This is a genomic window from Herbaspirillum sp. VT-16-41, assembly GCF_001994935.1.
In the GTDB taxonomy this organism is placed as follows: domain Bacteria; phylum Pseudomonadota; class Gammaproteobacteria; order Burkholderiales; family Burkholderiaceae_D; genus Herbaspirillum; species Herbaspirillum frisingense.
In genome coordinates this window covers 125,711-149,759 of sequence record NZ_MUXB01000168.1, presented here as the reverse complement: position 1 = coordinate 149,759, position 24,049 = coordinate 125,711, and the positions used below count along the sequence as shown (strand labels likewise).

At 65.1% G+C, this 24,049-nt stretch carries 17 protein-coding genes; 7 read left to right on the top strand and 10 right to left on the bottom strand.

Going from position 1 to position 24,049, the window contains the following annotated elements:
- Positions 1-6 precede the first annotated feature (6 nt).
- From BTM36_RS25110 to BTM36_RS25095, 4 genes are all read left to right on the top strand, one after another.
- A complete protein-coding gene (locus BTM36_RS25110; protein WP_039876015.1) occupies positions 7-1,632 on the top strand; it encodes a glucan biosynthesis protein G in 1,626 nt (541 codons plus the stop codon).
- Positions 1,605-4,253, top strand: a complete 2,649-nt coding sequence (mdoH, locus tag BTM36_RS25105) for a glucans biosynthesis glucosyltransferase MdoH (RefSeq protein WP_077238389.1) — start codon at positions 1,605-1,607, stop codon at positions 4,251-4,253. The genes BTM36_RS25110 and mdoH overlap by 28 nt, the downstream gene beginning before the upstream one ends.
- Before the next feature lie 85 nt (positions 4,254-4,338).
- Complete coding sequence (locus tag BTM36_RS25100; protein ID WP_174616917.1) at positions 4,339-5,550, top strand: efflux RND transporter periplasmic adaptor subunit; 1,212 nt, start codon at positions 4,339-4,341, stop codon at positions 5,548-5,550.
- Between the two features lie 75 nt (positions 5,551-5,625).
- A complete protein-coding gene (locus BTM36_RS25095; RefSeq protein ID WP_039876010.1) occupies positions 5,626-7,104 on the top strand; it encodes an efflux transporter outer membrane subunit in 1,479 nt (492 codons plus the stop codon).
- A gap of 10 nt (positions 7,105-7,114) precedes the next feature.
- Here the strand turns inward: BTM36_RS25095 and BTM36_RS25090 are convergent, their stop codons facing one another.
- From BTM36_RS25090 to BTM36_RS25055, 8 genes are all read right to left on the bottom strand, one after another.
- The gene (locus BTM36_RS25090; protein WP_077238387.1) at positions 7,115-8,176 is read right to left on the bottom strand and encodes a nitronate monooxygenase family protein; all 1,062 of its coding nucleotides are present in this window, start codon (positions 8,174-8,176) and stop codon (positions 7,115-7,117) included.
- Positions 8,177-8,236: 60 nt separating this feature from the next.
- Complete coding sequence (locus BTM36_RS25085) at positions 8,237-9,208, bottom strand: thymidylate synthase (protein ID WP_077238386.1); 972 nt, start codon at positions 9,206-9,208, stop codon at positions 8,237-8,239.
- 140 nt (positions 9,209-9,348) lie between these two features.
- Complete coding sequence (locus BTM36_RS25080; RefSeq protein WP_006464368.1) at positions 9,349-10,281, bottom strand: 3-keto-5-aminohexanoate cleavage protein; 933 nt, start codon at positions 10,279-10,281, stop codon at positions 9,349-9,351.
- Positions 10,282-10,741: 460 nt separating this feature from the next.
- The gene (locus BTM36_RS25075) at positions 10,742-11,671 is read right to left on the bottom strand and encodes a 3-hydroxyacyl-CoA dehydrogenase (protein WP_077238385.1); all 930 of its coding nucleotides are present in this window, start codon (positions 11,669-11,671) and stop codon (positions 10,742-10,744) included.
- Positions 11,672-11,680: 9 nt separating this feature from the next.
- Entirely contained in the window at positions 11,681-12,466 is a 786-nt protein-coding gene (locus BTM36_RS25070; RefSeq protein WP_077238384.1) for an SDR family oxidoreductase, read from the bottom strand.
- Positions 12,467-12,504: 38 nt separating this feature from the next.
- A complete protein-coding gene (locus BTM36_RS25065) occupies positions 12,505-15,027 on the bottom strand; it encodes a branched-chain amino acid ABC transporter ATP-binding protein/permease (protein WP_077238406.1) in 2,523 nt (840 codons plus the stop codon).
- Between the two features lie 28 nt (positions 15,028-15,055).
- Complete coding sequence (locus BTM36_RS25060) at positions 15,056-15,931, bottom strand: branched-chain amino acid ABC transporter permease (RefSeq protein ID WP_006464364.1); 876 nt, start codon at positions 15,929-15,931, stop codon at positions 15,056-15,058.
- A 94-nt stretch (positions 15,932-16,025) separates the two neighbouring features.
- On the bottom strand, positions 16,026-17,348 hold the full coding sequence (locus tag BTM36_RS25055; protein ID WP_077238383.1) for an ABC transporter substrate-binding protein: 1,323 nt from the start codon (positions 17,346-17,348) through the stop codon (positions 16,026-16,028).
- A gap of 631 nt (positions 17,349-17,979) precedes the next feature.
- Between BTM36_RS25055 and BTM36_RS25050 the strand changes: the two genes are divergently transcribed.
- Both BTM36_RS25050 and BTM36_RS25045 read left to right on the top strand, forming a co-directional pair.
- On the top strand, positions 17,980-18,684 hold the full coding sequence (locus tag BTM36_RS25050; protein ID WP_077238382.1) for a GntR family transcriptional regulator: 705 nt from the start codon (positions 17,980-17,982) through the stop codon (positions 18,682-18,684).
- Between the two features lie 121 nt (positions 18,685-18,805).
- Positions 18,806-19,447, top strand: a complete 642-nt coding sequence (locus BTM36_RS25045; protein WP_039876006.1) for a DedA family protein — start codon at positions 18,806-18,808, stop codon at positions 19,445-19,447.
- Positions 19,448-19,543: 96 nt separating this feature from the next.
- Here BTM36_RS25045 and BTM36_RS25040 read toward each other — a convergent pair whose 3' ends face one another.
- Positions 19,544-20,662: an NADH:flavin oxidoreductase/NADH oxidase gene (locus tag BTM36_RS25040; RefSeq protein WP_077238381.1), complete on the bottom strand. Its 1,119-nt coding sequence runs from the start codon at positions 20,660-20,662 to the stop codon at positions 19,544-19,546.
- An 82-nt stretch (positions 20,663-20,744) separates the two neighbouring features.
- Complete coding sequence (locus BTM36_RS25035) at positions 20,745-22,649, bottom strand: ABC transporter transmembrane domain-containing protein (RefSeq protein WP_077238380.1); 1,905 nt, start codon at positions 22,647-22,649, stop codon at positions 20,745-20,747.
- A 461-nt stretch (positions 22,650-23,110) separates the two neighbouring features.
- Between BTM36_RS25035 and egtD the strand changes: the two genes are divergently transcribed.
- Positions 23,111-24,010, top strand: coding sequence for an L-histidine N(alpha)-methyltransferase (gene egtD, locus BTM36_RS25030; protein ID WP_254427091.1), 900 nt, complete (start codon positions 23,111-23,113; stop codon positions 24,008-24,010).
- Positions 24,011-24,049: the final 39 nt, after the last annotated feature.

The window sequence follows — 24,049 nt, the reverse complement described above, 5'->3', positions numbered from 1 at the left end:
AATTGCATGTCAGACAAAACAATAATGCTGCTTCACACCACCTCCGGGCCTGGCGCGGGACCATCCTCCCCGTCCAGCACCACACGATCGACCTGGTGGCGCCGTCTGGCCGCGCCCGCGACCCTCGCCGGTCTGTTGGCCCTGGCTCTACCGCAAGCCGCCCTGGCCTTCGATTTCAATACCGTTGCCGCACGCGCCAAGGCGCTGGCCGGCAAGTCCTACAAGAAACCCTCCGATGACCTGCCCAAGTCGCTCAAGGACCTGAGCTACGAGCAGGCCAGCCAGATCTACTTCCGCGACGACAAGTCCTGGTGGCGTGCCCAGAAGCTGCCCTTCGAGCTGTCCTTCATCCACCTCGGTGCCAGCTACACCGAGCCGGTCAAGGTCAATGAAGTGGTCGGCGACGCCGTGCGCGAAATCCATTTCAATCCGGCCCTGTTCGACTACAGCGCCAATCGCAGCGTGGATCAGCGCAGCCTGCGCAATCTCGGCTTTGCGGGTTTCCGCATCCGTTTCCCGCTGAACTCGGCCAAGGTCAAGGATGATGTGCTGACCTTCCACGGCGCCAGCTACTTCCGCGCCATGGGCCGTGGCCAGAGCTATGGCCTGTCGGCGCGCGGCCTGGCGATCGATACGGCGCTCTATTCGGGGGAGGAATTCCCGCGCTTCACCGAGTTCTGGCTGGAGCGTCCCTCGGGGGATGCCAAGGAGCTGGTGATCTATGCGCTGCTGGATTCGCCCCGCGCCACCGGTGCCTACCGCTTCGTGCTCAAGCCGGGCGTCGATACCGTGATGGACGTCAAGGCCCAGCTCTACCTGCGCAGCAATGTCACCAAGCTGGGTATCGCGCCGCTGACCAGCATGTTCCTGTTCGGCGAGAATCAGCCCGGCCCGGCCGACGACTTCCGTCCGGAAGTGCATGATTCGGACGGCCTGTCGATGCAGTCCGGCACCGGCGAATGGCTGTGGCGTCCGCTGGTGAATCCCAAGCGTCTGCTGGTGACGTCCTTCTCCTTCGACAATCCGCTGGGCTTTGGCCTGATGCAGCGTGATCGCAGCTTCTCGCACTACGAAGACCTGGACTACAACTACCAGGCTCGCCCCAGCGCCTGGGTCGAGCCCAAGGGCAAGTGGGGTTCGGGCCGCGTGGAACTGGTGCAGATTCCCACGCCGGACGAGACCAACGACAACATCGTGGCCTACTGGATTCCGAACACCCTGCCCAAGCCGGGTCAACCCTTCAATGTGGAATACCGCCTGTCCTGGCAGAAGGACAATGAAAAGCGTCCGCCGCTGGCCTTCGTCACGCAGACCCTGTTCGGTCACGGCTACCGTCCCAAGCAGGAAGGCAAGGCCGACGAGGTGCAGCAACTGGCCATCGATTTCGACGGTGGCAGTCTCAAGAAGCTGCCGGCCAATGCACGCGTGGAAGGCGTGGTCGAGGCCGATGCCAACGGCAAGCTGGCCAGCGTGACCACACGCAAGAATGAAATGACCGGCGGCTGGCGCGTGGAAGTCAAGCTGCGCCGGCTGGAAGAAAACAAGCCCGTCGAGCTGCGCGGTTTCCTGCGCAATGCCAATGGCGGCACAACCTTGTCTGAAACGTGGAGCTACATATTACCCCCCAACTAAGGCAGACTTCGGCAGCCTCGCAGGCGCTCGAGGATTACCTCGCGCGCCTGCCGCTGTCGCCTGAACAACGCCAGGACCTGGCGGCGCGGGCGGGTGCGATCGGCTCCGGTGATCCGGTGGCCGACCTGCACCGCGTGCTGGCCGAGGCTTCCGGGCGTGATGTGCAACTTGTTGCAGCTGCAGCCCAGGCGTCGGTGGACGCACGCTTGCGCCTGATGTATCCGCAGTCCAATATCGACGGCGCGACCGATAGCACTGACCCTGCCGACGCCGGCAGCGTCGTGCCGCCCATCAGCCAGGAGCGCGGCCAACCGCACATTCCGGTCGGGCCGCCCATGCACCGCAAGTCCATGGTTCCGCGTCCCTGGGGTGAACTCAATCCCTTCTCGCGCTGGGTGGAGGAAGAAAACCGCCGCCTGGAGCGTCGCCCCAGCCGCTGGCGTCGCGCCCGCAAGGGCCGCGCCAAGCTGGCCGAGCCGGTGCCGGCACCGGTGGATGATGAACCGCGTTACATCGAAGATCACCTCGACCAGTCCGAGGCGCCTGATCCCAAGGGCCACTGGCAGCACACCGGCAACGTACGCCGCATCACGTTGCTGATCCTGATGGTGCTGCAGACCTCGATGGCCACCTATTTCATGAGCGACGTGCTGCCCTACCACGGCACCAAGCCGCTGGAGATGGTGGTGCTGTTCCTGTTCGGCCTGCTGTTCCTGTGGGTGTCGGCGGGTTTCTGGACGGCCATGACGGGCTTCCTGGTCCTCATGCGCGGTGACGACAAGTACCTCATCTCGCACGAGAAGGCCGGTCACACCGAGATCGCGAAAGAAGCGCGCACGGCCATCGTCATGCCCATCTGCAACGAGGACGTGGCACGCGTCTTCGCCGGCCTGCGGGCGACCTACGAGTCGCTGGAGCGCACCGGCCAGATCGCGCATTTCGATTTCTTCATCCTCTCCGACAGTGGCGAAGCCGATATCTGCGCCGCCGAAACCGCCGCCTGGAATCGCCTGTGCCGCGAGACCGGCGGCTTCGGGCGCATCTTCTATCGCCACCGCCGCCGCCGCGTCAAGCGCAAGAGCGGCAACCTGGACGACTTCTGCCGTCGCTGGGGTGCCGATTACCGCTACATGGTGGTGCTGGACGCCGACAGCGTCATGACCGGCGAATGCCTGACCAAGCTGACCCGCCTGATGGAAGCCCATCCCGGCGCCGGCATCATCCAGACCGCACCGCGCGCGGCCGGACGTGACACGCTGTATGCCCGCATCCAGCAGTTCTCGACCCGCGTCTATGGACCGCTGTTCACTGCCGGCCTGCACTACTGGCAACTGGGCGAGTCACACTTCTGGGGGCACAACGCCATCATCCGTCTGCAGCCCTTCATCAAGTACTGCGCGCTGGCGCCGCTGCCGGGCAAGGGCAACCTGTCCGGGCCGATCATGTCGCATGACTTCGTCGAGGCCTCGCTGATGCGGCGCGCCGGCTGGTCGGTGTGGATCGCCTACGACCTCGACGGCAGCTACGAGGAAATGCCGCCCAACCTGCTCGACGAACTGAGCCGCGACCGTCGCTGGTGCCAGGGCAATCTGATGAACTTCCGCCTGTTCCTGGCGCGTGGCATGCACATCGTGCATCGCGCGGTCTTCGTCACCGGCGTGATGGCCTATGTCTCGGCGCCGCTGTGGGGGCTGTTCCTGATCCTGTCCACGGTATTGCTGGCCGCGCATACGCTGATCGACCCGCAATACTTCACGGCGCCGCGCCAGCTGTTCCCGATCTGGCCGGAATGGCATCCGGAAAAGGCCCTGGCGCTGGTCTCGGCCACCGCCACCATCCTGTTCCTGCCGAAGATCCTGGCGGTATTGCTGTTTGCAGTGAAGGGCGCGCGGGGCTTTGGCGGAGCGCTGGCCCTGTTCCTGAGCATGGTGATCGAACTGCTGTTCTCGATGGCGCTGGCGCCGGTGCGCATGCTGTTCCACACCCGCTTCGTGCTGGGCGCCTTCCTGGGCTGGAATGCCGGCTGGAAGTCGCCGCCGCGCGCCGACAACGAAACCGGCTGGGGAGAGGCGCTGCGCCGCCATGGCTGGCATTCGTCGCTGGGCGTGGCCTGGGGCGCGCTGGTGTACTGGCTCAACCCGTCCTTCATCTGGTGGCTGATCCCGATCGCCGGCTCTCTGGCGGTGTCGGTGCCGGTGTCGGTGCTGTCCTCGCGGGTCAGCTTCGGCCGTGGCTTCCGTCGCGCCGGTCTGTTCAAGATTCCCGAAGAGACCTCGCCACCCTTCGAATTGCGCGAGACCGTGCGCCACCATGAAGAAACACCGGCGTTGCCGGGCTTCGTGGAAGCGGTGGTCGATCCCGCCTTCAATGCCCTGGTGTGTGCCACTGCGCATGCCCATCCGCAGGTGCCGCAACTGACGCAGCACCTGCGCGAGAAGCTGGTGCGCACGGCGCTCAAGGACGGGCCGGACGCGCTCAACGACAAGCAGAAGAACAGTATCCTGGAAGAGCCGGGTCTGCTGTCGCAACTGCACCAGGCGGTCTGGAGCGGCGTCCCGGAAGTCCATCCGGACTGGCGCGTCGCCCTGGCCCGGCAGGACGCACCGATGCTGGCCGCCTGAGGGGGCGGACAGGACCGGAGACGGCCGATGAAATTCGGCCGTCATCATTTTCTGACATCATCTTTCGCGTTTGCCACGAGCGACCATGACCGAGCCGCAAGATCAACTGCCCCACGCCATCCCGACTTCACACGCCCCTGCACGACAGAAGGCGTGGTGGAGCGGGCTGGCGCTGGTGCTCGTGCTGGGCGGCGGTTACTGGCTGTATTCGCGCCAGCAGCCGCCGCCAGCGGCGCCCAAGCCGATTCCGGTCAAGCTGGAGACGGTCACCGTCGAACGGGCCGACCTGGAACAGGTAGTCAATGCCACCGGCAATGTGGTGGCGCAGGATTATGTGGATGTCGGCTCCAAGGTGGCTGGCCAATTGTCGGATGTCGATGTGGTTATCGGTGAAGCCGTCAAGGCCGGTCGCCTGCTGGCCACGGTGGCACCGGCCGTGCAGAGCAGCCGCATCGAGAACAACCGCGCCACGCTGGCGCGCCTCAAGGCCGAGCTGGCCGGACAGAACGCCCAGCTGGACTTCGCCCAACTGCAGTTCCAGCGCCAGACCCAGCTCAAGGCCGAGAACGCCACCCGCGAGGAATCCTATGAATCCAGCCGCATGAACATGTATGCGGCGGCGGCCCGGGTGGACGCCACCAACGCGCAGATCCAGCAGACCGAGGCCTCCATCCGCGAAGATGAGGCGGTGCAGAAACAGACCCGCATCGAAGCGCCCGTCAGTGGCACCATCGTCATCCTCAACGCGCGGCCGGGCCAGATGGTGGGCGCCAACCAGGAAGCCCTGATGCGCATTGCCGACCTCTCGCGCATGACGGTGCAGGTACCGGTATCGGAAGAAGACGTCACCCGCCTGCAAAAGGGCATGACCGCCTACTTCACCACCCCCGGCTATCCCGGCAAGCGCTGGAGCGGCAAGCTGCGCCAGATCATGCTGCTGCCCACCGACGACTCCGGGCGGCAGGGCAAGAAGGCCTTCTACACCGTGCTCTTTGACGTGGCCAATCCCAGCCGGGAACTGATGAGCGGCATGAGTGCCGATGTCTATTTCGTGCTGGCGCGGGCCGAGCGTGTGCCCACCATCCCGCGCTCGCTGGTGACCAAGCCCGGCATGGATGGCACCCAGACCGTGAAGGTGGTACTGGAGGACGGCAAGCTGGAGAGCCGCAAGATCAAGATCGGCATCCGCGATGGCGAGCGCGCCCAGGTGCTGTCGGGCCTGAAGGAAGGCGAGCAGGTGCTGTTGCCAGCCAATCCACCGGCCCCTGCGGCCACCGCCGGCGCAGCCTCACGCTAGCCGCCAGGCATGCTGTACAGTAGAGTCTGCGCCGGGGAGGGCGGCCTCTTTTTCCTGTTTCGATGCACATGACCCATGAGATTGCCTAGCCCGACTCCGCCTGTTTCCGATCTGCTGCCCCGCCTGGCGCGGGTGGCGCTGGCCGTCTCGCTGGCGCTTGCCGTGGGGGCCTGCGTCACGCCCCAGGTGCAGACCGATCCCATCCTCGAAATGCAGGTGCCTGACAAGTGGGGCGGTGGTGCTTCCGCCGACGTGGCCCACGCAGAACAGTTGTGGCCCGATACTGACTGGTGGAAGCAGTTCGGCAGTGGCGAATTGTCCGAACTGGTGCAGGAAGGCCAGCGCAACAACTACGAAATCGCCGCCGCCTTTTCCCGCATCAAGCAGGCCGAGGCCCAGGCCCGCATCGCCGGTGCGCCGCTGTTGCCCAATGTCAGCCTGAATGCCGGGGCCAGCCGTGAAATGCCGATCTCAGGCGGCACCCCGGCCAATGCCGCCAACGCCAGCCTGCAGATCAGCTATGAGATCGACTTCTGGGGCAAGAATCGCGCCGGGGTCGAAGCCGCCGAAGCCACCCTGCGCGCCAATCGCTATGACCGCGAGACGGTGGCCCTGACCGTCACCAGCGGCATCGTTTCCACCTATCTGCAAGTGCTGTCGCTGCGCGACCGGCTGGAGATTGCGCGCCAGAACGTCAACAACGCCGAACGCGTGCTGCGCCTGGTGGAAGCGCAAAGCCGCGCCGGCTCGGCCTCGCCGCTGGACCTGGCGCGCCAGCGTTCGGCCCTGGCCAACCAGCGTCAGTTGATCCCCGACCTGCAGCAACAGGAGCAGGACGCCCAGACGGCGCTGGCCATTTTGCTGGGCCGTCCGCCGCAGAATTTCAAGGTCGAGGAAAAAGGCCTGGCCGGCATCCAGATGCCGCGCATCTCGGCCGGCCTGCCTTCCGAATTGCTGACCCGTCGGCCAGACATCCGTCGCGCCGAAGCCAACCTGGCGGCCGCCAATGCCAACGTCGCCGTGGCCCGGGCGTCGCTGTTCCCCAGCATCACGCTGACCGGCTCCACGGGCGCGCAGAGCAATGCCTTGCTGTCCCTGTTCGATGGTCCCAACCTGTTCGCCAATCTCGGTGCCGGCCTGATCGCGCCCATCTTCGATGGCGGCAACCTGCGCAACCAGCGCGCCCTGGCCGAGGCCCAGAAGGAAGAACTGGTGCAGGTCTACCGGCAGCGCGTGATCACCTCGTTGTCCGAGGTGGAGAAGGCCCTGGGTGCGATTCGCAGCCTGGAAGAACGGTATCGCCTGAAGGTAGGGGAAGTGGACCAGGCGCGCTTCGCCTTCGAGCTGGCCGAAATTCGTTATCGTGCCGGTGCCGAAGACCTGCTGGTGGTGCTCGATACCCAGCGCACTCTCTCCGAAGCCCAGAACCAGCTGGGCCAGATCAAGCTGCAGCGGCTGCAGGCGACCGTCTCGCTGTACAAGGCCCTGGGCGGCGGCTGGCAGGACAAGCAGGTGCCGGGCGACACCGGTACCGCCACCGGCACCGTATCCTGAACAGAGTGGCTCAGGCCGTGGCCTGCCACTCCTGCACCAGCACCTGGACCAGCTCGGCCACGGTCAGCCCGTCGCGGATGAGCGCCGCAGCTTGTCCGGCCCAGTGGGCGCCGAATTCGTGCACATCCCTGGCCACCGCCATCGCATTTAGCTGCTTGCCGGCGTCGTAGGCGGCCGGATAGCTCGGAATCGGCGGCGCGCCGGGTGTATCGATTTCCTGCATGAAGCGATTGACGATGCCGCGCGCGCGGCGGCCTGAAATGGCGGCCGTCACACGCGTGTGACGGGCGCGCTCGCTCTTGAGCAGGGCGCGATAGGCGGCATTGGCGCCGGATTCGCGGGTGAGCAGGAAGGCGGTTCCCATCTGCACCGCCTGCGCGCCCAGTTGCAGGGCGGCGGCCATGCCCTTGCCATCCATGATGCCGCCGGCTGCGATCACCGGCAGGCGGCTATGCTGCGCCAGCAGGCGCACCAGGGCGAAGGTCCCGATTTCCTCATCCTTGTCCTGGTCGAAGATGCCGCGATGGCCACCGGCCTCGATGCCTTGCGCGACGATGGCGTCGATCCCGGCGGCCTCGATCTGGCGTGCCTCGTCCAGGCAGGTAGCGCTGGCCATCAGGAACACCCCGGCCTGCTTGAGGGACTGGATCACTGCAGCCGATGGCAGGCCGAAGTGGAAACTGACCACCTTGGGCGGCTGTTCCAGCATCAGTTGCTGCATCCCGGTATCGACCTTGAAGCTCTGGTAGATCTCCTTCAAGGGCAGCGTGATGCTGCCGCCGAATTCATCCAGATGGCCTTGCAGATGCCGTAGCCAGGCCGCATCCCGGGTCGCATCCAGCTGCGCCGGCTGATGGCAGAAGAAATTGACGTTGAAGGGCTTGGCCGTGAGCGCCTGCAACTGTGCCAGCGCTTCGCGGGCCTGCGCCACGTTCGAGGCGCCCAGCGCCAGCGAACCCAGGGCGCCGGCATTGGAGGCGGCAGCGGCCATGGCCACGGTGGAACTGCCAGCCATGGGGGCCTGGATGATGGGATGGGCCAGGCCCAGTCGTTGCAGCAGGGGGGTAGGCATGCATCTCTCCCGAAGCGCGCACCGACCGGCGCACTGCCGGTGGCGGCATGCGCAGGTGGTTCAGACCGCCATGGGGGCGGTCAGGGGGGCGTGGTGCTGGTAGTTCTCCAGCGAGAAGTCGGAGGGCTCGATCTGCTCCAGCCATTGCGGTGCGTATTCGCCGGTCTTGGCGAACTCCGGCACGCGGTCGGAAATGAGCAGTTGCGGCAGCGGGTAGGGCTCGCGGGTCAACTGTTCCTTGACCATCTCGATATGGTTTTCGTAGATGTGGGCATCGCCCACGAAGTAGCTGAACCAGCGCGGCTTGTAGCCTGTCAGGCGCCCGACCAGATGCAGCAGTGCCGCCGCTTCGGCCAGGTTGAAGGGGGTACCCAGGCCGATGTCGTTGCTGCGCACGTACAGGCAGAGCGAGATTTCGCCGGTGTTCTGGTTGGGCAGGAACTGGTACAGCAGGTGGCAGGCGGGCAGGGCGATTTCGTCGAGCACCGCGCAATTCCAGCCATGGAACAGGATGCGGCGGCTGCCGGGGTTCTTGACGATGGTGTCCAGGCAGTCGCGCAACTGGTCCACCGCCTTGTACAGCAGCACCTTGTCCACGCCTTCATCCTGCAGCGTGGAGACGATGCTGAAACCCTTGCTGCGGGCCGCGTCGATCTGCGCGCTATGCGCGGCATCGATCAGCTTGTAGGCCGGCCACTGGCGCCATTGCACCCCATACACCGGACCCAGGTCGTCGGTGCCGGTACGGAAGGGATTGGCCAGCCAGTCGGCGTTTTCATTGGCGTTCTGGTCCCAGACCTTGCAGCCCAGGGCCCGGAAGTCGGCAGCGCTGCGCGTGGCGCGCAGGAAGCCGCACAGTTCGCCCACCACCGACTTGAAGGCCAGACGCTTGGTGGTCACCGCAGGGAAACCCTTCTGCAGGTCGAAGCGCATTATCGCGCCGGGGATGCTGAGGGTGCGGATGCCGGTGCGGTTGTCTTGCCAGGAGCCGTTCTCGAGCACGTCCTGGATGAGGTCTTGGTATTGTTTCATTGCAATGTTTCGGGTGCTGGCCACTGGCCGAGGGATGCGGGATTGTAGCGCATCGACAGGGCAAGCACCCGACCGGCGGGGAGCCTTGGCATGGCGTCAATGACGAAACGCCAAGGCCTGCCCGCTGCGGGCGGTGGCGCTCAGAAGCCGACGTTCTGGCCGCCCTTGAGTTTCAGCATGGCGCGGGCGTCGTCGGGGCTGGCCACTTCCAGGGAGAGCGCTTCGATGACCGTGCGGATGCGGCGGACCTGGTCGGCATTGCTCTTGGCCAGGTTGCCGGGGCCGTCCCAGAGTGAGTCTTCGAGACCCACGCGGGTGTGGCCGCCCATGGCCGCCGACATGGTGGCGATCGGGATCTGTCCGCGGCCGGCGCCCAGTACGGACCAGAAGTAGTCTTCGCCGAAGAGGCGGTCGGCGGTGCGCTTCATGTGCATCACGTCTTCGACGTCGTTGCCGATGCCGCCGCGCAGGCCGAAGACGGATTGGATCAGGAAGGGGGGCTTGATCAGGCCTCGGTCGATGAAGTGGGCGGCGGTGTAGAGGTGGCCGATGTCGTAGCACTCGATTTCGAAGCGGGTCTGGTTGGCGCTGCAGGATTCGAGGATGTAGGCGATGTCCTTGAAGGTGTTGCGGAAGATGCGGTCGTCGGAGCCTTCGAGGTAGGGGCGTTCCCAGTCGTATTTGAAGTCCTTGAAGCGGTTCAGCATTTCATACAGGCCGAAATTCATGGAGCCCATGTTGAGGGAGGCGACTTCTGGCTTGAGCTGCAGTGCGGGTTGCAGGCGTTCTTCTACGCCCATGGTGGGGGCGCCGCCGGTGGTGAGGTTGATGACGACGTTGGAGCGGGCTTTGATCTGGGGGAGGAATTTGCGGAATTCGTCGGGGTCCTGGGTGGGTTTGCCGTTGTGTGGGTCGCGGGCGTGGAGGTGGACGATGGCGGCGCCGGCTTCGGCGGCGGCCAATGCTTCGTCCCTGATCTGCTCGGGGGTGATGGGCAGGTGGGGGGACATCGAGGGGGTGTGGATGGCGCCTGTGACTGCGCAGGTGATGATGACTTTCTTGGGCTTGGCCATGGGGTGTGCTCCTTTGATGTTGGTTGTGCTTTTGGGGTGATTTGCTGTCTTGCTTTGTGTTGTGTTGTGTTGTTTTGTTTTGTTGCTTGGGTAGTCTGGTCTTGCTGACTATTTTCGCTCTAGCTTAATGCTTTTCTCTCTCCGGTCGCAGGGGAGCGCCGGGGGCGGCCCGGCAGCCGCTCACTTTCTTTGGCCCGCCAAAGAAAGTAAGCAAAGAAAACGGCCCCCAAGAGCCAGCCCTCCTGCGGAGGGTGCCCGCCAGAGTGAAGCAGCAAGTGGGAAAAATAGAGTCGCTTCGCTCCCACTATTTTTCTGATCCACTTGCCGCTTCACTCCGGCGGCTGGCTCCCAAGGGGGAAAGCGTGTCCGGCTCGCCTTCGGCCTCGCGGGGGGCTCGCCTTCGGCTTCGTGGTGCTCTTGCTTGCCTTGGGCTTTGGTTCTTTGTTTGCTTCTTTGTTTGCTATTTTTGCTTGCGCTTGTGCGCAATCAGTCCCATCAGTCTGTTGTCGCGCCAGCGGGCGCGTTCGCCTAGCTGGTCTGCGGGTAGGGCGGCCCGTCGCTCTGCTTCAATGCGTTCCAGGGTTTCGCTGTTCCATTCATTGGGGGCTTGTGTCTTCGCTACGTCGCGGTAGGTGTGGCCGTAGCGGCGGGCATAGTCCAGTACGCCTTCGGGGGCGTTCAGGTCGATGGTTTCGAATGGGCCCATGAAGGACCAGCGCAGGCCGAGGCCGTCCTTCAAGACCTTGTCGAGATCGGCAGCAGTGGCGTAGCCGTTTTCATAGAGGTTGAGCGCTTCGTTCAGTACCGCGCCCTGGATGCGGTTGAGCAGGAAGCCGGTGATTTCCTTGTTCAGGACCACTGGGGATTGGCCGGCGCGGGTGTAGATGTCGCGGGCGCGTTCGACCGTGGCAGCGGAGGTCCAGGGGGCCGGGGCGAGTTCGACCAGGGGGACCAGGTAGGGCGGGTTGACGGGGTGGGCGACCAGGATGCGGTCGCGTCCGGGCAGGTGCTCCGAGAAGGCGGATGTGGGGATCCACGAGGTGGAGCTGGTGAGGATGGTCTGCGGGGCGGCCAGGCTGTCCATCTCGGCGAAGATGGCGCGTTTGACGTCTACCGTTTCCTTGACGTTTTCCTGGACCAGGATGGCGTCGTGCAGGGCGGCGGCGAGGCTGTCTGCCGTGTGGATGCGGGCCAGTACGGTCTGCGGTGTTTCGTCGATCAGGCCATGGCTGGCGAGGTCGGCCAGGTTGTCTTGCAGCAGTTGCCGGCAACCCTGCAGGGCTTGCGGGACGGCGTCCCACAGGTCCACCCGGTAGCCGGCGCGGGCAAAGACGATGGCCCAGGCGCGGCCGATCAGGCCGGCACCGATGACGGCGATCTTTTCACTCATGGTGGCTCCTCAGCTCAGTACTTCGACATTGCCGCATACCGACAGGCTGCGTCCGCTGATGGAGGCGCCGGCCGGGGAGCAGATGAAGATGATCTGGTTGGCGATGTCTTGCGCCGTGACCATCTTGCGCAGCGAGACCTTGGAGAGCAGGCGCTGGCGCATTTCTTCATGTTCGATGCCATAGGCCTCTGCCTTGGCGGCGACGATGCGCTCCTGGCGGGCACCTTCGACTACGCCCGGCAGCACGGCATTGACGCGGATATTGGACGGCCCCAGTTCGATGGCCCAGGTTTCGGTCAGGCCGATGACGCCGTACTTGGAGGCCGAGTAGGGCGTGCGCAGGGCAAAGCCCAGGCGGCCAGCCACCGAGGAGATGTTGACGATGGAGCCGCCGCCGTTCTTCTTCAGCATCGGTACGGCGCGCCGGGTGCAGAGGAAGGGGCCGGTGAGGTTGACGGCGATGGTCTGGTCCCAGCCGGACAACTCGACGTCTTCCACCGGCAGGGTGGGGCCGGCGATGCCGGCGTTGTTGACCAGTACATCCAGTACTCCGCCCCAGCGCTGGCTGAGGTCGGCGAACATGGCATCGACCTGGGTCTCGCTGGTGACGTCGGTCAGGCTGTAGCTCACGCGGGCGCCGGCGAACTGGCTGCGGGCGCTGGCGAGGAAGTCTTCGCTGACGTCGCAGATGTGGACGTGGGCGCCGGCCTCGACGAAGGCGGCGGTGATGGCCAGGCCGATGCCTTGGGCGCCGGCGGTGACGATGACTTTCTGGTCTTTCAGATTCAGGTCCATGGTGCAGTGTCCTTGTTGCAGGGAGGGAGAGTGCTGGCTCAGAGCCAGAGGATTTTCTTGCGATAGGTAAGATCGTTGAGCAGCGGTTCGGCCGGTCCGGTGTGGAAGACGGCGCCGCGCTCCAGGGCGAAGACGCGGTCGGCCAGGGCCAGCACCAGGTCCAGGTTGTGTTCGACGATGACGATGGAAACCTCGCGCCGCAACTGGTCGAAGACGGTGAACAGTTCCTGCACCACGGCCGGGGCCAGGCCTTCGAAGGGTTCGTCCAGCAACAGCAGCTTGACGTTGCCCGACAGCGCCCGGGCTACCGCGACCATCTGCTGCTCACCACCGGAGAGGAAATCGGCATGGGTGTGCAGACGTTCCTTCAGGCGCGGGAAGTATTGCAAGATCTTTTCTTCACTCCAGGCCACGCCGTTGCTGCTGTCGTTCTTGCGCGCCAGTCGGCCCAGCGCCAGGTTCTCGGCCACCGTCATACCGGCGAACAGGCCGCGCCCCTGCGGTACGTAGCCGATGCCCAGGCGGGCGATGTCGGGGGCGGACAGTCCGGCGATGTCGCGACCGTCATAGCGGATGGTGCCGGAGGCCGGGCGCAGCAGGCCGGTGAGGGTCTTGAGCAGGGTGGACTTGCCGGCGCCATTGCGGCCCAGCAGGGCGACGATCTCGCCCTGCCGCACCTCCAGGCTGGCGTCATTGAGGATGTGGCTCTTGCCGTAGTAGGCATTGACGCCCTCGAAGGCCAGCAATTGCGCCCGCTCCTGCGCATCGCCGCTGCTGCGGCCGGTGACCGGCGGGGTGCCGTGACCGGTGTAGATTTCCTGCACGCGCTGGTCGGCGCGGGCCTGTTCGGGTGTGCCGGCCATCAGCACGCTGCCCTGGTTCATCACGGTGACCTGCTGCGAGAAACCCAGCACGCGGTCGATGTCGTGTTCCACGATCAGCACCGGGATGTTGGCGGCGATGATCTGCACCAGCCGCGAGACCCGTTCACGTTCGGCCGCGGCCAGGCCGGCCAGGGGCTCGTCCATCAGCAGCACCTGGGGCTTGGAGCCCAGGGCGATGCCCAGGTCCACCAATCGTTGCCCGCCGTAGGAGAGGGCGCCGCCTTCGATGTCGTCGATGCCCTTGAGCCCGAGGAAGCGCATCAGTTCGGCGGTCTCGGCATGGATCTCGGGATAGCTGTCGATGTCGCGCCACATGTTGTAGCGCGCCGCATGCCGGGCCTGCAGGGAGAGCCGCAGGTTTTCGTAGATCGACAGGCCCTTGAAGAGATTGGTGATCTGGAACGAGCGCGCCAGGCCGCGCTGGCAAATCTCGCTGGGCGGCAGGCCGTGGATGGGCTGGCCGTTGAGCAGCACGCTGCCGCCATGCGGGGCGAACATGCCGGAGATCAGGTTGAAGGTGGTGGTCTTGCCGGCGCCGTTGGGGCCGATCAGGGCGTGGATTTCACCTGCATGCAGCGCGAGCTGCGCGTTCTTGACCGCCTGGATGCCGCCGAAGCGGATTTCGATGTCGCGGGCTTCCAGTACCACGCCCTGCCGGGGTGGCGGTTGCAGGAAGTCCGGCAGCGGCAGGCCATCGACGATCTGGCGCGCGCTCATCGCGGCGCCCACTTCGGCCGGCGGCTTGAGGCGGCGCAGCAGCTGGCGCCAGATGCCGACCAGTCCGGTGGGCGAGAACAGGATGAAACCGACGAAGGCCAGGCCGAACCAGAGCAGCCAGTTCTCGGTCCAGATCGACAGGCATTCGCGGAACAGGATGTAGAACAGCGCACCCAGCGCCGGCCCGAGGAAGCTGCGCATGCCACCGATCACCACCATCGCCAGCAGTTCGCCGGAGAAGGCCACCGAGGTCGGCTCGGCCGAGGCGAAGCGGTGGTGGAAGGCCAGCAGAGCACCGGCCAGGCCGGTGACGGTGGCCGAGATGATGAACATCTGCAGCTTGTAGAGGATGGTGGCGTAGCCCTGGAAGCGCGCCCGCTGCTCGTTCTCGCGGATGGCCACGATGGTGTGGCCGAACGGCGAGCGGATCAGCCGGTGCAGGCAGTAGAGCACGGCGAAGGCGATCAGGCTGACGAAGACCAGGTAGGGCAGCGACTGGTCCAGGTCGATACCGGCGACCACCGGTCGCACGATGCCGCCCAGCCCCGATTCGCCGCCGGTGAAGTCGGTCCAGCGGAAGGCCACCGCGAAGGTCAGCGCCGACAGGGCCAGCGTGAGCAGCGAGAAATACACGCCGCGCCGGCGCAGGATCAAAAAACCCACCAGTGCCGCGCAAACCGCGATGAAGGCGATGGTGAACAGCAGCGGCAGCACGATCTGGCCGGGGAACCAGTATTTCTGTGACAGCGCGGCGGCATAGGCGCCCACCCCGAACCACGCGCCGTGACCGAACGAGGTCAGGCCGGTATAGCCCACCAGCAGGTTCAAGCCCATGGCGGCAATGGCGTAGATGACCACGTCGGTGGCGGAGGTGGTGGTCAGGCCCAGCAGTGGCAGCAGCAGGGGCGTGATGATCAGCGCGGCGGCGCCGATCCACAGGGATTGGTGTTTCGGATTCATGGAGAGCATAGGGTTCATGGCCGCGGTCTCATTCGAAGCGTTCGATGCGCTCGCCCAACAGGCCGCGCGGACGGAAGATCAATACCAGCAGCATCAGCAGGTACATCGAGGCCTCGCCGGCCGGGGCGTAGAACTGGATGGTGATGCCGCGTACCACGCCCACCAGCACGGCGGCCAGCACCACGCCCCAGAAGCTGCCCAGACCGCCGATGACCACCACCACGAAGGCGGCCGTCATGATCTCGGCCCCCATGGCCGGCTGTACCCCCGAGATCGGCGCGAACAGCACCCCGGCCAGTGCGGCCAGGCCGACGCCCAGCATGACGATGGCCGTCATGTAGGGCTGCAGGCGGATGCCCAGTACCGCCACCATGTCGGGCTTCTGCACCCCGGCACGCACCACGCGGCCGAAGGAGGTCTTGTTGAGCAGCAGCCAGATCAGCGTCAGCGCCACGATTACGATGGCCAGCATCAGCAGGCGATAGCGCGAGTACATGAAGTCACCCACCATGATCTGGCCCTTGAAGGCCGCCGGGATCGAAGCCGGGAGTGGCGATGCGCCCCACAGGATACGGATCAGCTGTTCCGCCACCATCGACAGGCCGAAGGTCAGCAAGAGTCCCAGGATGGGATCGGCCGAATAGAAACGGCGCAGCAGGAAGCGTTCGAACAGGATGCCCAGCAGTGCCACCAGCAGCGGCGAGATGAAGACCGCCCCGGTGAATCCCAGATGCCTGGTGATCTCCACGGCGAGATAGGCGCCGATGGCATAGAAGGCGCCGTGCGCCAGGTTGACGATGCCGCCCAGGCTGAAGATCAGCGACAGCCCCAGCGCGATCAGCAGGTAATAGCCGCCGACCAGCAATCCGTTGAGGATTTGTTCCAGCAGGAAAACGATTTGCATTGCAACTCCGGCCCGAGGCCTTGCGAAAGTGAGGCGACTGGCGGCCACGCCCGGGTCTCAGGCATGGCCGCGTGGCGGTATGGTCCGGGGAACTTCAGCTGAACTTGCAGGCGTTTTCCTGCATGGTCGGCGCGATCGAATCCAGCGGTGCGTTCGGTCCCGGCACGGCCGCGCCCAGTTGCAGGAAGTCCCACTGGTCCTTGGCGCGCCCCTTGGGTTTGGGCGAGAGGGTGTACATCTCCTGCATCAGCTGGTGGTCCCAGTCGCGATAGACGCCCTTGCGGCCCTTGAGGATGTCGATCTGCGCACCTTTCTCGAAGTACTCGATCAGTTTCATGGTGTCCAGCGACTTGGTCTCGGCGATCGCCTGGGCGACCGAGCGGAAGCCCACGTATTCGCCCCAGGCCTGGTTCTCGGGCGGCTTGCCGTACTTCTTGATGAAGGCCGCCACGAAGGCCTTGGAGGAAGGACTGTCGACATCGTGGTGCCAGGTGGTGGGCCAGGTGCCGGCGAAGTTGTCTGCGCCCGCACCCCAGGCTGCCACGGTATCGAAGCCGAAGCCGGCGATGGGGAAGGGCAGGCCGAATTCGGAATACTGCTTGATGAAGTTGGTGATCTGGTTGCCGGCCAGATTGGAGATCACCAGATCCGGTTTGGCCTGGCGGATCTTGAGCAGGTAGGGGCTGAAGTCGGTGGCATCGGTGGGCACCAGTTCATCGTTGGCAATCGTGCCGCCATTGGCGCCGACGAATGCCTTGGCGGTGCGCAGCAGGTCATGGCCGAAGGCATAGTCGGCGGTCAGGGCATAGAGCTTCTTGCCCTTGATCAGGCCGTTCTGCAGCAGTTGCTGGCCACAGGCCTTGACGTAGGTGGAGTTGGCGGCCTCAATGTGGAACATGAACTTGTTGCAGCTCTTGCCGCGCAATTCGTCGGAGTTGCAGCCGGTGTTCATGAAGAGCTTCTTGTTGCGCTGGGCGACCTGGGCGATGCCCAGCGCCGAGGCCGAGGAAATCTCGCCGATCAGCAGCGCCGCGCCATCGCGCTCCAGCAGGCGCTGTGCCTTGGAAGAGGCTGTGGGCGGATTGACCGAGTCTTCCGACAGCAGCGTCAGTTGGCGCCCCAGCAGGCCGCCGGCCTTGTTCTGTTCTTCCACGGCCAGGTTGATGCTCATGACCGCGTATTCGCCCATGGGACCGAGAAAGCCCGTGCGCGGCGTCAGGTGGCCGATGATGATCTTGTCGGACTGGGCGCGCACGATGGCCGGAAAGCCCATGGTCGAGGCGCCTGCGATGGCGGCAGCGCCGGCTTGCAGGATGCGGCGGCGGCGCGGGGAGGCGGGACTTGCAGTGCTGCTGGTGGTGCTGTCGTTGTCGTGGTTGATGCCGTTGTTGCCGGACGTGCTCTGGTCTTGCTCCATGGTGCGATCCTCCTAAATATCCGGCGGGCGCCGGTGTCTCCTGGGAACTGCGTTCTTTGTATCGAGCAGGGTGACCGGGGCGGTGGACTGGGATGGCGGCCGTCGGTCGTGTTCGCAGCAACATGCGCAGCGGCCGGGTGGGCCAGCGCAGAGAACCGGAGATGGGCGAGGTGTGCAGCGGCGAGCGGGCAGGGCAGGCAAGCCTGTCCTCACGAGGGGGATAGATGACGCAGGCGCTGTTGTCTGCGCTGTGCGTGCATCCGGTGCAACTGTCTCCTGGTGGCCGTCACCGCTGCGGGCCGGCCACCGCCGCAAGACTGTTGGCTGTGGGGTGGCGCCGCGCTGATCCGATTTTTTGTTCTGCTGATGTCATTAATTTGACATGTGATCAAATGTATTCGATAGAATCGGTAGCGTCAACCGATCATGCAGGCAGCGAAATGGGTGACGGGATCAGGAACGGATAGCTGTCGTCCTCTCGCCGGTCGGCCCCTCAAGGCTGCATGCGCCCTGCCTTGAGCAGCATCGGTCAGCAATGTGGGGCGCGTCCGCAGCTTGTGCCGGAGTGCTCCTAGACAGTGCTCGCGGGAAGTGCTCCGCTATAATCCGCAAAAAATTTTCATCTATCGCCATGGACCAGACACTGATTGCCGACCTCTCCACCGTGCGCAAGATCCAGCACGCCACGCTGTCCGAGCGGGTCTATCAGGACCTGTGCGAACTGATCCAGGCCGGCCAGGTGCGGCCCGGCCAGAAGCTCACGCTCAAGGGTCTGGCCGATGCACTGGGAACCAGCCCCATGCCGGTACGCGAGGCAGTGCGTCAACTGGCCGCAGAGGGGGCGCTGGAAATCCTGCCCAACCGCGCCATGCGCGTACCGCTGATGACCAAGGGCAAGTTCAGCGAACTGCTCAAGATACGGCTGGCGCTGGAGGGCCTGGCGGTGGAACACGCGGCCGGCCACATCCGTCCGGACGAGCTCGATGAAGTCGCCCGTCTGCACGAAACCCTGTCGGTGGAAATGCAGCGCAAGAAGCCCAATGTCGATGTGATCATCCGCCTGAACAAGGAACTGCATTTCGCCGCCTACCAGGGTTCGGGCATGCCAACCCTGGTGGACCTGATCGCCGGCCTGTGGCTGCAGGTGGGCCCGGTGATCAACCTCGACCTGCGCGCCGGTTCGCGCCGCCTGGCTGAAGCGCCGGCCCTGAAGCATCATGCGATCCTGCTGGAAGGCCTGCGCGAGGCCTCGCCGCAAAAGGCGCGCGAGGGGCTGCAGGGTGACCTGTTGAGCGCAGCAGAGATGATCCTGGCCGGCGATGGCCTGCCGGATTGACGCACACCCGGGAAGCTGAGCGCAGCTAGCCAGCGTGCATGCGGCGCTGCGTCAAATTTGGCGGGTATGGCTCAGGCTGTTGGTACAATGCCCACTTTCCGCCACTTCCCTTGCAGGCCTTATGGATATTCTCTTGTTCCTGGTCGATTTCATCGTCCACATCGACCGTCACCTGGCCGAGCTGGCCGCTTCCTACGGACCCTGGTTGTTCCTGATCCTGTTCCTGATCATCTTCTGTGAAACGGGCCTGGTGGTCACCCCCATCCTGCCCGGCGATTCGCTGCTGTTCGTCACCGGCGCGCTGGCTGCCACCGGTGCCTACGATATCCACCTGATGCTGCTGACCCTGATCGTGGCCGCGATCCTGGGAGACAGCACCAACTACCAGATCGGCAAGATGCTGGGCATCAAGGTGTTCGACAAGCCCAATTCACGCATCTTCAAGAAGGAGTACCTGGACAAGACCCATGCCTTCTTCGAAAAGCACGGCGGTAAGGCCATCATCATTGCCCGCTTCGCACCCATCGTGCGTACCTTCGCGCCCTTCGTGGCCGGCGTGGGTGCGATGACCTATCCGCGCTTCTTCCTCTACAACGTCATCGGCGGCATCGCCTGGGTGGCCAGCTTTGGCTATGCCGGCTACTTCTTCGGCAACCTGCCCATCGTGAAGCAGAACCTGAGCCTGTTGATCGTGGTGATCGTGATCCTGTCCATCCTGCCGGGGATCATCGAATACATCCGTCACAAGCGTCGTCCGGGCTGATCTGCGGTACGCAGACCCAGCTTCGGCGTCCCATAAAAAATGCTGCCCGGTCGACACCCGACCGGGCAGCATTTTTCTTTTTATCCACAGGAAATCTCAGTCGGCGTTGCGCCCGTACTGCACATCCGGTCGCAGCGGTGTCTTGCTGGAGGCGGCGCGCACGTATTGCGGCGGCCAGGCGATGTCTTCACGCAATTGCTGTGCCGCCTGCATGGGCCAGTAGGGGTCGCGCAAGAGTTCGCGCGCCAGCAGCACCAGGTCGGCCTGGCCGGTGCGCAGCACGTGTTCGGCCTGGATGGCGTCGGTGATCATGCCCACGGTACCGGTGGCGATACCGGCCTCGGCCTTGACGCGGGCGGCAAAGCCGGTCTGGTAACCGGGGCCGACCGGAATCGGCGCCGACGGCAGGTTGCCGCCGCTGGAGACGTCCACCAGGTCCACACCCAGCTCACGCAGGCGGGCTGCCAGGGCCACGGTGTCGTCCGGCGTCCAGCCGCCTTCGGCCCAGTCGGTGGCCGACAGGCGCACCAGCAGCGGCAGCTCGTCCGGCCAGACGGCACGGGTGGCGCGCACGGTTTCCAGCAGGAAGCGGATGCGGTTCTCGAAGGAGCCACCATAGTGATCGTTGCGACGATTGCTCAGCGGGGACAGGAACTGGTGGCCCAGGTAGCCATGGGCGCCGTGCAGTTCGATCAGCTTGAAGCCGGCCGCATGGGCGCGTCGGGCTGCATCGGCGAAGGCCTGCACCAGGGCGGCGATGTCCTCGACGCTGAGTGCCTGCGGCTCGGTGTAGCTGGTGTCAAAGGGCAGCGCGGATGGGGCCCGCGGCAGCCAGCCGCCCTCGGCCACGGCGACACTGCCGGCCGGGCCGTCCCAGGGTCGCAGGGAGCTGGCCTTGCGGCCGGCGTGCGCCAGTTGCACGCCCGGCACCGCGCCTTGTTGTTCGATGAAGCGGGTAATGCGGCGCAGGGGGGCGATGTGCTCGTCCTTCCAGATACCGAGGTCGGCCGCGGTGATGCGGCCTTCGGGGACCACCGCCGTGGCCTCCATGATGACCAGGCCGGCGCCGCCTACGGCGCGGCTGCCCAGGTGCACCAGGTGCCAGTCGTTGACGAAGCCGTCCTCGGCCGAATACTGGCACATCGGCGAGACCGCGATGCGATTGGGCAAGGTGATGCCGCGCAGGCTCAGAGGCGAAAACAATTGGCTACTCATGCGGAACTCCTGTCATGTCGATGGCTGGCGAAATGCGCAGTCTAGGGGATTTCAGGATTTCGCGTCGGCCACCGCCCACTGGCTACTTCTGGGTCTCGAACTGCAGGGCCGCCAGGCTGGCGTAGAGACCGTCGCGGGCCACCAGTTCGGCATGGGTGCCGGTCTCGACGATACGGCCGTGCTCCAGCACGATGATGCGGTCAGCGCGCTGCACCGTCGCCAGGCGGTGCGCAATGACCAGGGTGGTGCGTCCCACCATGGCGGCTTCCAGTGCGCTTTGCACCAGTCGTTCGGATTCGGCATCCAAAGCGCTGGTGGCCTCGTCCAGCAACAGCAGTGGCGGGTTCTTCAACAGTGCGCGGGCGATGGCGATACGCTGGCGCTGGCCGCCGGACAGGCGCACGCCGCGTTCGCCCAGGAAGCACTGATAGCCCTGCGGCAGGCGTTCGATGAATTCGTGGGCGGCGGCCATCTGGGCGGCGGCAATCACTTCCGCATCGCTGGCACCGGGCCGGCCGAAGCGGATGTTTTCCATGGCATTGGCCGAGAAGATGACGGTGTCCTGCGGCACGATGCCGATGGCGTTGCGCAGGTCCTGCAGGGTCAGGTAGCGGATGTCCACGCCATCGAGGTGGATGCTGCCCTGCTGCGGATCGTAGAAGCGCAACAGCAACTGGAACAGCGTGGTCTTGCCCGCGCCGGAGGGGCCGACCACGGCGACCGTTTCGCCTGGGCGGACATCGAGCGAGAACCCTGCCAGCGAGGCATGCTCCGGGCGCGACGGATAGTGGAAGTCGAGCTCGGCGATGTGCAGGGCCGCGCCGTTGGCGGTGCGCGGTGGCAGTTTTTCCGGCAGAAGCACCGACTGCACCGGTGAGTGTGCTGCCAGCAGGTCGAGCAGGCGATCGGTGGCGCCAGCGGCGCGCTGGGTGTCTCCCATCACTTCCGAGAGCGCGCCCAGGGAGCCCGCCACCAGCGAGGCATAGAGGATGAACTGGCCGAGTTCGCCGCCGCTCATGCCGCCGCGCATGACCGCATGCGCGCCCAGCCATAGCACGAAGACGATGGCGCCGAACACCAGCAGGATGGCCACCACCGTCAGCAGCGAGCGGGCGCGGATGCGCTCCATGGCGGTTTCGAAGGCGCGCTCCACCGACTGGCCGAAGCGGCGCGCTTCGATTTCCTCATGGGTGAAAGCCTGTACCGTTGGCATGGCGTTGAGGATTTCGCCGGCCATGGCCGAGGCGTCCGCCACGCGGTCCTGCGAGGCGCGCGAGAGCTTGCGCACGCGCCGGCCGTAGAACACGATGGGCAGGACCACGGCTGCCAGCATGACGATGATGATCGAGGTCAGTCGGGCGCTGGTGATGAAGAGCATGCTCATGCCACCCAGGAACAGCAGGATATTGCGCAGGGCCATTGAGATGCTGGTGCCGACCAGGGTCTGGATGAGGGTGGTGTCGGTGGTCAGGCGCGAGAGCACTTCACCGGTCTTGGTGGTTTCGAAGAACTCCGGGCTTTGCGTGACCACGTGCGCATAGACGGCGCTGCGCAGGTCGGCCGTAACGCGTTCACCCAGCCACGACACCATGTAGAAGCGCAGCGCGGTGGCCACCCCCAGCACGCAGGCCACGCCGAACAGGGCCAGGAAATAGAGGTTGATGTGGGCGGCGCTGCCGGCCGCGCCTGGGCCGGCCGCACCTGGGCCGGTCGCGCCTGGGCCGGCCGCTCCGAAACCCAGATCGATCATCTGCTTGAAGGCGTAGGGCACCGCCAGGGTCGCCGCAGCGGCCACCAGCAAGGCCAGGCCGGCCAGCAGGAACTGTTTCTTGTAGGGAGCGAGAAAAGGCAGCAGGCCGCGCAGCGCCGCCAGTGCCGACTTGCGCGCCGTGGCGCTGGCCTGGCTAGTGTCTGGATCGGTGTCGGCGGACTGGGTCGGGTGTGCAGAATGGGTGAGCGAAGGCGGCGGCGTGGAAGACATGGACAGGGATCAGGGTTTAGGGGCCAGCGCGCTGGAGGGATAACACTTGGGACCGTGGGCAACGATCCTGTTGCCATCGGGCTACGTCGGTGGGCGGGGCGAAAATCTCATTGCCGCGTTGAACCACCGCGCTGCGCCCTAGTCGGAACAGGCATCAGTATAAACAGTCCCGGAACAGCCCCGAGGATAGCCCCGGCAGCCCCGGACGATCTGACAAAGTGTATCGCAAAGTTGTCCGTCAGCCATTGCCTGACCGCCCCGGCCTGTTACAGTACCCAAGCCGGTAGCGCCCATCCGCAGAGAAGCAGCATCCACCCACCGTCATTGGCAAGGAGATACGCTTGGCCCAACCCGCACTGATCCCCACATGCTGGGATAGCTCCGATTCCGATTCCGATATCCGCGCCGACCACCGGCAGCCCCGTGCAGAAGCCAGTAGTGGGCACTGTAGCCAGCCCGGCGCCGAACTGGTGGCCGGGCTCAGCGCCCGCGAGGCGTATATCTCGCCCAAGTATTTCTACGATGCCTTGGGCAGCAAGCTGTTCGAAGCCATCTGCGATCTGCCCGAGTATTATCCGACCCGCACCGAGGCAGCCATCTATGCCACCCATCAGGACGCCATGGCGGCAGCAGTCGGTACCGGCTGCACCCTGATCGACCTGGGCGCCGGCAACTGCGCCAAGGCGGCGTCGCTGTTCGGGGCGTTGCAGCCTCGGCAGTACGTGCCGGTGGATATTTCCACCGACTTCCTGCACCAGTCGGTGCAGGGCTTGCAGCGTCGTTTCCCGGATATCCCGATGCAGCCGCTGGCGATGGATTTTTCCTCGACGCTGACACTGCCGTTGGAAGTGGATGCGCAACGGCGGCTGTTCTTCTATCCCGGTTCGTCGCTGGGTAATTTCGATCCACAGCAGGCGCTGGCCTTCCTGCGTCGTGTACGGTCGGCGCTGCCGAGCGGAGAGGGTGGCATCCTGATCGGGCTGGACCTGGTCAAGGATACGCACGTGCTGGAAGCCGCCTATGACGACGCCCTGGGCGTAACGGCGGCATTCAACCTGAACGTACTTAAGCACGTCAACGAGCTCATCGGTGCCGATTTCAATGCACGGGACTGGCGCCATGTGGCTTTCTACAATGCCCGCTTCCAGCGCATCGAAATGCACCTGGAGGCCAGGCGCGACCTCATCGTCCGCTGGCCCGGTGCGCGCCGTACCTTCCGTCAGGGCGAGCGCATCCATACCGAGTACAGCCACAAGTTCAGCGAGCAGGACATCCTGGGCCTGCTGGAGCAGGCCGGTTTCGGCGGCTGCCGGATGTGGTTCGATGCGCGGCGCTGGTTTGCGGTGTGTTACGCCCAGGCGCGCTGAAGAGCGCGTTGAGCCCTATCCCTTGAATTTCAGGCTTTT